The following is a 13,290-nucleotide window of genomic DNA, read 5'->3' as shown; positions in this document are numbered from 1 at the left end:
CTCCTATCTTACTCTAAATTTCTAGGTACATTTGTACTATGTTTATAGATTCGCCAAGATTTTGTCGAATCCTGCTGGAAATAAACATTTTTTGTCCTTTTTTTTGAAAAATGTTTTTTTACCGAATTCTAGCCGTCATTTATAACCTAAATTTATCCTTCTAACCCGGGGAAATTGAGCTGGCGCAACGCTTCATATACAATAATTGCTGCCGAATTGGACAGATTTAATGATCTAACGTCACCAGTCATTGGCATTTTCATGCATGTATCGGGATTCGCAGCAATTAATTCAGGTGGCAGGCCTTTAGTCTCTTTACCAAAAACGAGGAAATCTCCATCCTGAAAATTAAAATCACTGTATCGGTTCTTGGCCTTCGTAGTTGCGTAGAAGAAACGACCTTCCGAATATTTTTCCTGAACCTCAGCAAATGAATCGTGGTATTCAATATGAACGGCATGCCAGTAGTCCAGCCCTGCACGTTTCAATGTAGCATCATCTGTTCGAAATCCAAGTGGGCGTACGAGATGCAGATGGGTACCGGTTGCCGCACAAGTACGCGAAATATTGCCTGTGTTCGCCGGAATTTCTGGTTCAACCAGAACGATGTGTAAAGCCATATGTGTTCAATCTCCTTTTCATTTTCATGTTGACGACAACCCTCTAATCTTAAAGAAAAGCCCTCCACACGTCAATGTGGAAGGCTCTGGTAAGGCACAGGATTAGACACAAAGGTCCATTACACCGTACCTATACTTTAATTATCCATTTGTCTTCTGGAAGTGGCTCATGAAGTCTGTCAGTGCCTTAACACTCTCATAAGGAGCAGCATTATAAATAGAGGCACGGAGACCACCCACACTGCGATGTCCTTTCAGACCTACAAATCCTTCTTCCTCCGAAGCCTTGATGAACTTTTTCTCCAGTTCTTCAGAAGCAAGACGGAAAGTTACATTCATGAGGGAACGATCTTCTTGTTCAACACAACCACGGTAGAAATCACCGGAAGCATCAATTGTGTTATAGAGCAATTCCGCTTTTTTCGTATTTTTTTGCTCAATACCAGCCAGTCCGCCCTGTTCTTCAATCCATTTCAATACTTCATTCACCATATATACCGAGAAGGATGGCGGCGTATTGTACAGGGAGTTGTTATCTACATGTGTGCTGTAACGAAGCATGGTTGGAATCGTTTTAGGCGATTCGCTCACCAGTTCCTCACGAGCAATTACAACCGTAATTCCGGATGGACCCAGGTTCTTCTGTGCACCCGCGTAGATCATGCCAAACTGATTAAGATCAAATGGTTTACAGAAAATATCACTCGACATGTCCGCAATCAGAGGTACTGAACCGGTATCCGGGAACGACTTGAATTGCGTACCTTCAATCGTTTCGTTGGAAGTCAGATGCACATAAGCCGTACGTTCAGGCAAACTCAGATTCGAAACATCCGGCAATTTCATAAACTTCTCTGCTTCCGAAGATGCAGCAACATGTGTCTCGCCGATCAACTTCGCCTCAGACAGAGCCTTCTTCGCCCAGCTGCCAGTCATCACGTAACTTGCAGTCTGCCCTGCCCCAAGCAGGTTCATTGGCAACATCGCGAACTGAGTGCTTGCACCGCCCTGCAGAAAGAGAACCTTGTATCCTTTTGGATTGCCTAGAAGCGACAACAACCGCTCCTGAGCTTCATTATGTACAGACTCATACACCGCTCCACGGTGAGACATCTCCATAATCGACATGCCTGTATTACGAAAATCTACAAATTCCGCCTGTGCACGCTCCAGTACCTCAAGTGGTAACGCCGCAGGTCCTGCATTAAAGTTATACGCTCTTTTTGTCACAAAATCCCCCGCCCTTTCCATCCGTAACTCTGACATACAAAGTGAATATTATCGCTATGATATCAGTATTCTCTATCTGCTTCAAGGGCAATATGCACTGAAGTGTTGAATTCAGGTCATCAAATTCCTTTATCACCCTGCAAAGTTAAAGCACTACATTGTTTAATTCAAGGAAAAGCCTCCGAGAGCGTGTCCCGGAGGCTTTAAGTTGGAACAAGAACTGTTCCGACCCCGACCGATTAGCAGTCGAAGTAAAGGCTGTACTCGTGCGGATGAATGCGGATCGCTACTGCTTTCGCTTCATCACGTTTGAGGTTGATGTAGTTTTCAATGAATTCTTTTGTGAATACGCCGCCTTCAGTCAAGAACTCGTTATCAGCTGCCAATGCATCAAGTGCTTCTTCGAGGGAAGCTGGCACACTGCGGATGTTTTCTTTATCTGCATCAGACAGGTCATAGATGTTTTTGTCGAGCGGACCATATCCAAGCTCAGTTGGGTTGATTTTGCGCTTGATTCCATCCAGACCAGCCATCAACATTGCGGAGAATGCCAAGTATGGGTTAGCTGTGGAGTCTGGTGTACGGAACTCGATACGACAACCTTTTGGTGTCACAGCTGCAACCGGAATACGAACTGCTGCGGAACGGTTACCTTTGGAGTAAACCAGGTTAACTGGTGCTTCGTAACCAGGTACAAGACGTTTGAATGAGTTTGTACTAGGGTTAGTCAAAGCGATCAGTGCCGGAGCATGGTACAAGATACCTCCGATGTAGTGCAGAGCCATTTCACTCAGGTTAGCATATCCCGCTTTGTCATAGAACAATGGGGAATCGCCATCAAAGATGGATTGGTGAACGTGCATTCCGCTACCATTATCACCGAACAATGGTTTTGGCATGAATGTTGCTACTTTACCATATTGACGTGCAGTGTTGTGCACGATGTATTTGTATGCAAGCAGGTTATCTGCTGTTTTCTTCAATGTATCAAAACGGAAGTTGATTTCGGCTTGACCTGCTGTCGCCACTTCATGGTGATGACGCTCGATCGACAGGCCTGCTTCTTCCAAAAGGCGACACATTTCGCTACGAATATCTTGTTGTGTATCCACTGGCGCTACTGGAACATATCCACCTTTAGTGCGAACTTTGAAGCCCAGGTTTCCGCCTTCTTCTTTGCGGTTGGTGTTCCATGAAGCTTCTTCGGAATCTACGAAGTAGGAAGAGCTGTTCGTGCCGCTCTCATAACGTACATCGTCGAAGATGAAGAACTCGGATTCAGGTGCGAAGAATGCCGCTGTACCTACACCGCTTTCTTGCAAATATGCTTCTGCTTTAACAGCGATGCTGCGTGGGTCACGCTCATAACGCTCGCCATCCGGAGTGAAGATATCACACATAACATTCAATGTAGGGTGTGCAGTGAACGGATCGACATAAGTCGCTTCAGGGTCTGGCATCATAACCATATCGGACTCTTCAATTCCGCGGAAACCTTGGATAGAAGAACCGTCAAAAGCTACTCCATTTACGAACGTGTCTGCATCAACAGCCGAAGCTGGCAACGAGATGTGATGTGCACGACCAGCTAAATCTACAAAACGAAAATCTACCCACTCGATGTTGTTCTCTTGAATTGATTTCAATACGTTTTCAACCGACATGTATTCGTCCTCCCAAATATTCCGAACATTAAACAACCCCACTAAGAAAATGTCTAAATTCGAATTTTTTTCTGTCGTCATTATAAATTTTAAAACATGACATCGTCAATACTTATGTAAGGTATTTTTTGAAGGGATGTTAGATATACTCACACTTTATAAATAACATAAATTCATATAACAACTATTTTCATATACATTTAACTGGTTTAATGCGGTAAAGCGACCCCTATTTTAACCTAAATCATGGGAAAAACTTCACATCATAAATGTTTCTTATCACTATTGATTAATAAATACGTTCAAAACTGCAAAATATGCAAAAAACCGAGCATCTATCTGATTCCGTTGCAATGAACGAGATCAGAGGAGATGCCCGGATGATGATCCAGACCTTGACTATAGAAATTTTTATTACACGCCTACACGTGCCGGGAAAAATTCTGCCGGTTGTTTGGCTGTGCTGAATGATTTACCCACGATTGGTGCCAATTTCTCCAGATCCTGCAATAGGTTAGCGAATTGGTCAGGGAACAAGGATTGCACACCATCTCCTGTCATGGAGTTATCCGGATCGGTATGCATTTCAATGATCAGGCCATTGGCACCCGCAGCAACGGAAGCTTTTGTCATCGGTTCCACCAGTTCACGTCGTCCAGTACCATGGCTCGGGTCAGAAATAACCGGCAAATGGCTCAGAGACTGCAGAACAGGGATTGCTGACAGATCCAGCGTATTCCGTGTGTAGGATTCAAACGTACGAATACCACGTTCACACAGCATAACATTTGGGTTACCACCCGCAAGAATGTATTCAGCCGCATTCAACAATTCATCGTATGTCGCACTGAAGCCACGTTTCAACAATACCGGTTTGCCACACTCGCCCAATTTGCGGAGCAGGTCAAAGTTCTGCATGTTACGTGTACCTACTTGCAGAATATCTGCGTACTCGGCGCAAATATCCACATACTCAGGTGTCATGACTTCTGTAATGGTCAGCAGATCATGTTTCTTGCCTGCTTCCGCCATCATGATCAATCCCTCTACGCCCGTTCCCTGGAAGCTGTAAGGACCCGTACGCGGCTTAAATGCTCCACCACGTAACACTTGCCCACCAGCAGCTTTCACAAGCCCGGCAATCTCATCAATCTGTGCAGCGGATTCAACCGCACATGGTCCGCCCATGACAACAAGTTCTTTTCCGCCGATATCTACACCTTTGATGGAGATCACCGTATCTTCCGGATGGAAGTCGCGGCTTGCCAACTTGTAAGACTTCGAGATCTTAACGACATTCTCGACACCTTTCATTTGGCGAAGATGCTCTTGCATTTTAGGTTCAACTTTACCAATCAAACCAATGATAGTACGATCCTCTCCGCGAGAGATATGCACCTGAAGCCCTTCTTTTTCAATAACTGCAACGATATCCTGAATCTGTTCCTCCGGTGTAGCCTTGCCTGCAATAACGATCATATTAATTCCCATCCTTCCTTGTATGAGAGCACAATCATTTCTTAACGTGCGTCTGATTAAATATAAAAACTCTGTCACGCTTAAACGCTTGTTCGCTTTTAAGCTTTTATCCGTTAAAGTGAATATACCATAGTTATCTGATTGCGTCAAGGTACACATTCCTTATCCATATACAAAAAGAATCCTGCTCCACAGGCTCCGACATTCGGATCTGCATAACAGGATTCTTCTCATTCACATCTCGTTTTTATTTCACATACACTTAGACTTACTTTTACATTTCCTTTGCCCTAAGGTGTACGTGTTTTTTCTCTAACTGGAGGCAACAGTTTGCTCATGTTCACGGTACGTTTGATCTCCCACGTCTCCGGCTTGTCATGTTCATACTGCTCCAGGTATAGGATGACTTCCTTCGTAATCGGTGTTGGTGTTGATGCACCCGAAGTAACCGCAACCTTATTTACACCTTTCAGCCATTCTTGCTGAATCTCGGAAACATCGGATACACGGTAGGCCGTAACACCCGCAATCTCCTCCGACACTTGTGCCAGACGGTTAGAGTTATTGCTGCGAGGATCACCCACCACGATAACCAGGTCCGCTTGACCCGCCTGTTCCGCGACAGCTTCCTGACGAACCTGAGTTGCGAGGCAAATCTCATTATGAATCTCTGCGCCCGGAAACTTCTCCAGCAGACGGCTCATAATGTGTTTGATATCCCACTGGCTCATCGTTGTCTGATTCGTAATAAGGATTTTGCCTGGAGATACATTCAGTTCTTCGATCTCTTCTTCCTTCTCGATCAGGTGAACGAGATCTGGTGCAACACCTACGGCACCTTCTGGTTCAGGGTGATTCTTTTTGCCGATATAGATGATCTGATAACCCTCTGCCGTCTTCTCCCGAATGAGATCATGTGTCTTGGTAACATCAGGGCATGTTGCATCCACTGTTGTCAATCCTTTGTCCCGTGCCAACTTGCGCACTTCAGGAGATACACCATGAGCTGTGAAAATAATCGTGCCACTCTCCACTTGGCTCAAAATATCCATCCGGTTCGGACCATCCAATGTAATAATACCTTCATCTTCAAAGGAATCCGTCACATGTTGGTTATGCACAATCATACCCAATATATAAATAGGTCGTGGTAAATCCAGATTGCGTGCCGCTTGACGCGCGAGCACCATCGCATCCACAACGCCGTAACAATATCCACGCGGCGAAATTCGCAGTACTTCCACTTGGTTGCCACCCGCTTTCTTTCTCGGCAACGTTGCCGATGTAATTGCAGTCCTGTCTATTATACCTTTATTCGATAGGCGGAGCAAAGACAACCGGCAACCAGATAATAAAGGTGGTTCCTTCTCCACGTCTGGTCACAACCTCAACCGATCCATGGTGTTCCTCAATAATCCACTTTGCAATCGAAAGTCCCAGACCGATGCCAGGTGTAGCCCCGCGGGATTCATCTGCCCGATAGAAGCGATCAAAGATGAACGGCACTTCGTCCCGATCCATCCCAATACCGGTGTCGCTGATGCGTAGTCCCACCTGGCCCTTGTATAATACGGCATCCAGCGTCACAGAGCCTTCAGGTGTGTATTTAAACGCATTTTCGATGAAAATAAACAGCATCTGTTGCAGATAGTCCTTGCTACCATTCACATAAATGCCGTTCAGGATGGAGAAATCTCCTGGAAGCCAGTCTGCATGACGATCCAGAAATTGTGCTCTGCGTGCCACTTCCTGTACGAGAATCTGCAGCGGGATCGGATTTAGTTCAATTTTCTGCCCCGTATCCGCTCTCGCCAGCGATAACATGTCGCTGATCAGCCTGCTCATACGTTTTCCCTCGTCCGCCATATCTTCAATGGCTTCCAGCGACATTTGTTTGACAGTCTCCTCATCCAGATTCGGTCGGTCGGTTCCCTCCTGATCCCACAGCTTCTTCAAGAAGTCTACGTTCCCGCGAATGGTGGTCAGCGGCGTACGCAGTTCATGCGATGCATCGGATACAAAGCGGCGCTGGGCAGCATTCGTCTCCTCCAAACCACGGAATGACAATTCTGTACGTTCAAGCATATTATTCACCGTTTCAATCAGACGCCCGATCTCATCCTTCGGCCCAGCATATTGAATACGTACACTTAAGTCATCTCCAGATTGAATCTGATTGGCGGCATCAATGACAGTCACGAGCGGACGCATCGACTTGCGAGCCAAGACCAGACCTGAGGTAATAGCGAGGGCCATCGCTACCAGCCAGCCAAAAACCAAAATATTAAGCAAAGCCTCCAGCAATCGCTCCTGTGAACTTACATTCGCACCAACCTGAAGAATTCCACGTACTTCATTGGTACCCTGAAGAGAAAGGGGAAGCTGATTCACCAGAAACGGCGTTCCATCCACATAGATCTTGGATATGCCTCGCTCTTTAAGTATCTCATTGGCTTTTAATACCGGAAACTGAATCTGCAGTTTCTCCATATTACCCGAAATTCTGCCTGAGCGACTCTGATAATCCCAGAGTTGAATATAGATTTGAGCCTCCTGAAGCTGACTCTCTGTAAATGGGTCCAGATCCAACGACTGCGAAAGAGGATTAACACCGATCTGCTCCGTAATCCGGGTACTCTTCACCTTCAATTGCTGTTCGACTTCCTGATAGGAGTTAAAATACACAAAGGCATAGATTACAACGCCCCAAAAGATAAGAACAGCCGCCAAAATGCCAGAATACCATGCGGTTAGTCTTAACCGGATGGACATATCAGGAGTCACCTCTCAGGATATAGCCGGCTCCCCGGATGGTCTGGATTAGACGCTTGCCACCGTATTCTTCGGTCTTCTGTCTGAGCATGGCAATGTACACTTCGAGCACGTTAGACTCACCGCTGTAATCATAACCCCAGATTTTATCCATAATCAGATCACGGGACAGTACCCGTCTTGGATTTTGCATGAACAGATTCAACAGTTCGAATTCTTTGGCAGTCAGCTCCAGACGCTGCCCATCTCGCAATACTTCACGTGAGTCATTGTCCAAAATGATATCTTCATACATTAAGCGGTTGTCCGGCGTACCCGCACTATCTGACTTGCGGCGCAACAATGCACGGACACGTGCCAATAATTCTTCCAGCGCAAAAGGTTTTACAAGGTAGTCATCGGCTCCTGTGTCCAGTCCGGTCACCCGGCTCTGTACTTCATCCTTGGCCGTCAGCATCAGCACAGGCACTTTACTGCCTGCTTCTCTCAATCTGCGACATACCTCAAATCCGTCAATCTGTGGCATCATCACATCCAGCACAACGATGTCCGGCTCCTTGTCCATCAGTTTGCTGAGGCCTTCGGCTCCATTGGAAGCCGTCTGTACCTCATATCCCTCAAAAGCCAGCCCCCGGCGGAGCATGGATACAATTTTTTCGTCATCATCCACAATCAAAATAGTTGAGCGCATGGTGGTCTTTCTCCTTTATCCTAACGTTTTATCCCATTGTAACAGGCAGAAGCACAATCTGCATCTTCAAGTAGGCGTCTCCAATCCGTCCTGGTCCATTGTAACTCTGCTTCATCAGGGCAAAAAAAACGGAAGGGCCTTCAAACCCTTCCGTTCTGTTAATCCTTGCCCGATATTTATGGTTGCTGCTGTTGTGTATCTGTTGTTTGTGAAGTATCAAAATCATTTTTGTTGCCGATTTTGATTTTCAGATCCATCTTCTTACCATCACGCACCACGTTCAGTGTAACTTCACTACCGATTTCCTGTTTCTTGATAAAATCAATCAGATCTTGACTTGTCGCGTACGGCGTACCGTTGGCACCTGTGATGATGTCATATGCACGAAGATCTGCTTGGTAAGCCGGTGATTGGAAGATCGTGCTGGCTACAACAGAACCTTCGGTAACGTCTGTTCCCATTTGTTTAGCAACTTCAGGCGTGAGAGCCATCAGAGACGCACCGATAAAGGGTACTGGCTCTTTGGGAACTTCTTTGTTTTCTTTAAGATATTTAACAGCTTCAGAAATGACGCTCGACGGGATTGCAAAACCAATACCCTGTGCATCTGCGCTTACTGCAACGTTCATTCCAATAACTTCCCCATTCAGGTTAAGCAACGGACCACCGGAGTTACCCGGATTAATCGAAGCATCTGTTTGCAGCAAATGGCTGTACTCACGTGTTTTTCCTGTTTCTTCATCTGGAATGCTGATCGTACGTTCTTTGGCACTCAGTACACCTGCTGTAACGGTGTGTTCAAACCCTTCCGGGTTACCAATAGCTACAAGCCATTCACCGACTTGAGTACTGTTGGAATCACCCAGTGGAGCTACAGGGAACGCATCGTCACCACTGTTTTTCTCAATTTTCAATACAGCCAAATCCAGATCAAAGCTGCTTCCCAGCAATTTAGCTTCATAAGGCTTGCTGTTGTTCTCCAGGGTTACCTGGATCACGTCTGCACCCTGAACAACGTGTTGATTCGTCAGGATATATCCTTCTTTGTCAAAAATGAACCCGGAACCAATGCCCATCGGCACAAGCTGATTACTGCTTTGTGGTTGTTGACTTTGGCCTTGATTGCCTTCTGTTCCGCCGCCATTACCAAAAAAGTATTGGTACAACGGATCACTTGTATTTGATCCACCCTGACCCAATCCTGTACGTGAGGACTGCTTCGCGAGTGTTTCGATTTTGACGACAGCCGGACTTGTACTTGTTACTACGGAAGACACATCTTCTTTGCCTGTTGGCAGTAACGACGCTGTGACATTGTTGCCTCCGCCTGTGTTTGTGGATGCTTCCTGTCCTGAACTTTGATTGTCCGTGTTCGTCAGTGCCGTCTCCGGTGTGAACATGTTTGTTCTATCAGCTGTGTACATCAGAACGGTGATGACCAGCATGCCGGCAATAAAGGAAAATAGAAGTGATCTTACGGAAGAACGTGGCTTGCGGTTATTATAGTTCCAGTTGCCTTTGCCGCCATTTCCTTGATCTCCACCGTTACCTGAGCCATTTCCGCCGCCTGCTGATGATCTTTTCGCTTGTTCAGATGATTCACTATTATAGTAAGTAGGTACGGGTCTCACCGGATCAGGTTTTGTAATCTCTACATTTCCTTCTTCACGCTGATTAGTGCTTCCCATGTGATTTGCTGTATCTTCCTGATTCACGGACTGAAAAGGTCCATAAGAATAATAATAGGAGGATTCGTCCGTTCCGGAAGAATTGCGATTCTCCGTTTGTTTGGTTTCGTTTTCCTCGTCTTGACGGTTCGATCTATAGTTGCGTTCGTCCATGCCTCTCTACCTCCCAATCTCTTATTCCCAAGAGATATTCTTTAACTGTCCTTATTTTGTACTTTAAACCTTAACCGTACCTTAAAAACAATTAAAAAGGAGATAAAAGCACGTAAGAATAGACTCTTTTCCCCGTCATGACAGCATTTTACCCTTTCGTTTTCACCCAACCCTGACGATGCGCATAGATGGCCAATTGTGTACGATCATCCATCTCACATTTCATCAGCAGGTTGCTCACATGTGTTTTGACGGTTTTGATACTGATATGTAATTCTTCTCCAATGTCTTTGTTGGTCTTTCCCTCTGCAATAAGCAGCAGCACTTCCTTCTCCCGTTCAGTCAGACCCGATTCACTCTCTCTCGCTGTACGTTGTCTGATTCCCCGGGTTAACGCCTGCGACACATCACCTGTCATAACAGGCATACCTCTATAGGCCCCTTGCAGAGCATAGATCAGTTCTTCAGCAGAGACTGTCTTGAGTACATAACTTACCGCACCCGCTTCAATCGCTTGCACAACCAGATCATCCTCCAGGAAACTGGTGAGCATCACAATTTTCATCCCTGGAAATTCAGTCATGATGGCTTTTGTTGCTTCAGCGCCATTCATTACAGGCATCATCAGATCCATTAGAATCAGGTCCGGCATTTCACTATCATTTAACTTACGTAACTGATCAAGCGCATCCTGCCCGTGGCCCGCTTCTCCCATCACATGAAAAGTAGGTTCCAGCATCAGATATGTTTTCAACCCCATGCGCACCATATCATGGTCATCCACAATCATCACGTTTACTTTACCACTCATTCCGTCTCCCCCTCTGGTTCACTCAGGAACGTTCGGGAATTTCGGGATCAATACCCGCACCGTCGTTCCCGCTCCCGGTTTCGATATAATCTGAACTTGCCCCCCAAGCTTCTCCGCCCGTTCACGCATGGTAGATAACCCGTATGAACCCGGACGCTCCGCTTGCTGCAAAAATCCCTGACCATCATCGCTGATGCTCATGCTGATCTGATGTTCACTCTCCCGTATGGACAGACTAACCACCCCCGCCTCTGCATGCTTCACAACATTGGCAACCGCCTCCTGAATAACAAGAAACAGCTGGTGCTCAATGGCATCCGAGATTCCGCCATCCAGTTCCAGCTCTTTCACACCTTTAAGACCATTCTGCCTGCAATAATCAGGAAACCAACTATCCAGTGCTGCGGTGAGGTCACGCCCTTCCAGCTCCACCGGTCGAAGTTGGGCAATCAATCCTCGCATCTGACGCTGTGCAATATGTGACATCTGGATCAACTGGTCCAGTACTTTACCACCATGTTCAGGATTCATCTCCAGCAGACGAGGTAAGGACGAAGCCGACATATGCATGGCAAACAGCTGCTGGCTAACCGTGTCATGGAGGTCCCTTGCCATTCGTTTGCGCTCTTCAAGCACAGCCCGCTCCGAGGCTTGCTCCTTCTCAATGACTTCCTGCTCACCGAGGCGCTGAAGCAGTCTCATCTTTTTCTCAATCGAATCCATCATGACATTGAACTCCTGATAGACACGACCAAACGAAGCGTCATCCGCTTCAGGCATGCGCACCGCCAGATTACCCTTGGACACTTTCAACATGTTGAGATCTAGCAGGTCGATCTTGCGTTGGAGTCGTAATGCAGCGATATATCCGGTGATAACGGTGGCCAGCACAACAACGGCAACATAGGTCCATGCCCGCTGACGACCAGCCCCCATCAACACCTCTCCATACAATAGATAGAATCCGCCCAGCGTAATCAGACCGGTTAGCGCAAAATACATCATCAGTTCCCATTTATTGGCCTTGAGAATTGTTCGAATCATGCATTAACCCACCTTATTCACTTTGACGTCTCCGATAAACACACTTACAATAATCCGTACTTTTTTGCTTGCTTCATGGTAATGGGCAGTTTCAGCCTGGGCACTACTCAGGAATCCGCCGCGTTTCTGGTTCAACAGTGACATATCTCCAATGAAGGAATTTGTCGTCACCGTCACACCCAGATCCATATCTTCTGGAACAAATACTTTCACATCCCCAATAAATGAAGAAATGACAATCTTCGTCTCCCCATAAGGAATCTGTGCTTTGGTCAAATCAATTACGGTATCTCCGATAAAAGCCGAGATGTTCATTGGTTTTAACGAGAACACTTCCTGCCCCATGTACAGATCCCCGATGAACGCCGATTTGTTAATGGTATTGCCATTGCCATAATCCCCATAACCATTTCCGTAGCCATCATCATAATGGTTTCCATATCCAGTATCGTTAGAGTTATACGATTGATGTTTCTTCTTATATTGATGCCCTTGTGATGATGAATCCGCTGATCCTGTGAAATGAGGGCCATGTGCATCGTTCTTCTGTTCCTGTTTTGGTTTGCCAAATGTTTTCTCGAACTGTTCGTCAAACGACGACGGCATCTCCAGATCCTCCGGAGCCAACGGTTTATAAGGTTGCTCAGGTGCTGGAGGTGGCTGCATCTTGTCATGATGTTTCCGATCACGACGACGTGGCCCAATCAGTACAAATAATCCTCCGCCAATCAGCATAACCGGGATCAGATAACGAATGAACTCCCCCATGGAGTAATCAATCCATCCCAGGTTACGGGCAAGAAAGTAACCACCAATCGCCAGTACAATTACTGGTCCAATAAAGGCGTAACCCCCGTTGCGACGAATCTCGGATATTCCTTTGACCCCCCACCAGATTAGAAATAACGGCCAATATGTTCTGAAAATATATCCTACATCAATGTCATATCCCAATTGTCTGAACAAGATCATCGCACCAATAGCAATAAGAGGTATGCCAACCCACCAGCGGTCACGCGTCGATCGTTTCATCGCTCATGTCTCCTTTGTCTGTATTATGTATCCAGTGTAACTCAGACAAGATAATGAGAACAGCGGCGGCAGATGGAATTCATCTCGGTCTCGAGACTGAGATGGG

At 46.2% G+C, this 13,290-nt stretch carries 11 protein-coding genes; all 11 read right to left on the bottom strand.

The genetic code is table 11. From position 1 onward, the window contains the following. Positions 1 to 152 precede the first annotated feature (152 nt). The gene (gene trmL / locus MKY44_RS07235) at positions 153 to 620 is read right to left on the bottom strand and encodes a tRNA (uridine(34)/cytosine(34)/5-carboxymethylaminomethyluridine(34)-2'-O)-methyltransferase TrmL (protein ID WP_211081130.1); all 468 of its coding nucleotides are present in this window, start codon (positions 618 to 620) and stop codon (positions 153 to 155) included. A gap of 141 nt (positions 621 to 761) precedes the next feature. Next, complete coding sequence (gene serC, locus MKY44_RS07230; protein ID WP_074094319.1) at positions 762 to 1,850, bottom strand: 3-phosphoserine/phosphohydroxythreonine transaminase; 1,089 nt, start codon at positions 1,848 to 1,850, stop codon at positions 762 to 764. 239 nt (positions 1,851 to 2,089) lie between these two features. Further along, positions 2,090 to 3,514, bottom strand: a complete 1,425-nt coding sequence (gene glnA / locus MKY44_RS07225) for a type I glutamate--ammonia ligase (RefSeq protein ID WP_062833480.1) — start codon at positions 3,512 to 3,514, stop codon at positions 2,090 to 2,092. A gap of 414 nt (positions 3,515 to 3,928) precedes the next feature. Beyond that, positions 3,929 to 4,993, bottom strand: coding sequence for a 3-deoxy-7-phosphoheptulonate synthase (gene aroF, locus MKY44_RS07220; RefSeq protein ID WP_036610039.1), 1,065 nt, complete (start codon positions 4,991 to 4,993; stop codon positions 3,929 to 3,931). Positions 4,994 to 5,283: 290 nt separating this feature from the next. Further along, positions 5,284 to 6,237: a 4-hydroxy-3-methylbut-2-enyl diphosphate reductase gene (locus MKY44_RS07215; protein ID WP_091032713.1), complete on the bottom strand. Its 954-nt coding sequence runs from the start codon at positions 6,235 to 6,237 to the stop codon at positions 5,284 to 5,286. Positions 6,238 to 6,304: 67 nt separating this feature from the next. Next, complete coding sequence (locus tag MKY44_RS07210; RefSeq protein ID WP_341006586.1) at positions 6,305 to 7,765, bottom strand: sensor histidine kinase; 1,461 nt, start codon at positions 7,763 to 7,765, stop codon at positions 6,305 to 6,307. 1 nt (position 7,766) lies between these two features. After that, a complete protein-coding gene (locus MKY44_RS07205; protein ID WP_036610048.1) occupies positions 7,767 to 8,456 on the bottom strand; it encodes a response regulator transcription factor in 690 nt (229 codons plus the stop codon). Positions 8,457 to 8,632: 176 nt separating this feature from the next. Next, on the bottom strand, positions 8,633 to 10,297 hold the full coding sequence (locus tag MKY44_RS07200; RefSeq protein ID WP_341006585.1) for a S1C family serine protease: 1,665 nt from the start codon (positions 10,295 to 10,297) through the stop codon (positions 8,633 to 8,635). 148 nt (positions 10,298 to 10,445) lie between these two features. Continuing rightward, complete coding sequence (locus tag MKY44_RS07195) at positions 10,446 to 11,108, bottom strand: response regulator (protein WP_017689597.1); 663 nt, start codon at positions 11,106 to 11,108, stop codon at positions 10,446 to 10,448. 18 nt (positions 11,109 to 11,126) lie between these two features. After that, entirely contained in the window at positions 11,127 to 12,152 is a 1,026-nt protein-coding gene (locus MKY44_RS07190; protein WP_036669825.1) for a HAMP domain-containing sensor histidine kinase, read from the bottom strand. Positions 12,153 to 12,155: 3 nt separating this feature from the next. After that, on the bottom strand, positions 12,156 to 13,184 hold the full coding sequence (gene liaF, locus MKY44_RS07185; RefSeq protein WP_341006584.1) for a cell wall-active antibiotics response protein LiaF: 1,029 nt from the start codon (positions 13,182 to 13,184) through the stop codon (positions 12,156 to 12,158). Positions 13,185 to 13,290: the final 106 nt, after the last annotated feature.

Source organism: Paenibacillus sp. FSL R7-0026 (assembly GCF_038004485.1).
In the GTDB taxonomy this organism is placed as follows: domain Bacteria; phylum Bacillota; class Bacilli; order Paenibacillales; family Paenibacillaceae; genus Paenibacillus; species Paenibacillus xylanexedens_A.
Note: the sequence above shows the minus strand (reverse complement) of the source record. Positions and strands in the feature narration are given on the sequence as shown.

Coding starts and splice junctions, on each gene's coding strand:
- trmL (WP_211081130.1), bottom strand. CDS start 620: ATGGCTTTACACATCGTTCTGGTTGAACCAGAAATTCCGGCGAACACA.
- glnA (WP_062833480.1), bottom strand. CDS start 3,514: ATGTCGGTTGAAAACGTATTGAAATCAATTCAAGAGAACAACATCGAG.
- aroF (WP_036610039.1), bottom strand. CDS start 4,993: ATGATCGTTATTGCAGGCAAGGCTACACCGGAGGAACAGATTCAGGAT.
- MKY44_RS07210 (WP_341006586.1), bottom strand. CDS start 7,765: ATGTCCATCCGGTTAAGACTAACCGCATGGTATTCTGGCATTTTGGCG.
- MKY44_RS07205 (WP_036610048.1), bottom strand. CDS start 8,456: ATGCGCTCAACTATTTTGATTGTGGATGATGACGAAAAAATTGTATCC.
- MKY44_RS07200 (WP_341006585.1), bottom strand. CDS start 10,297: ATGGACGAACGCAACTATAGATCGAACCGTCAAGACGAGGAAAACGAA.
- MKY44_RS07195 (WP_017689597.1), bottom strand. CDS start 11,108: ATGAGTGGTAAAGTAAACGTGATGATTGTGGATGACCATGATATGGTG.
- MKY44_RS07190 (WP_036669825.1), bottom strand. CDS start 12,152: ATGATTCGAACAATTCTCAAGGCCAATAAATGGGAACTGATGATGTAT.
- liaF (WP_341006584.1), bottom strand. CDS start 13,184: ATGAAACGATCGACGCGTGACCGCTGGTGGGTTGGCATACCTCTTATT.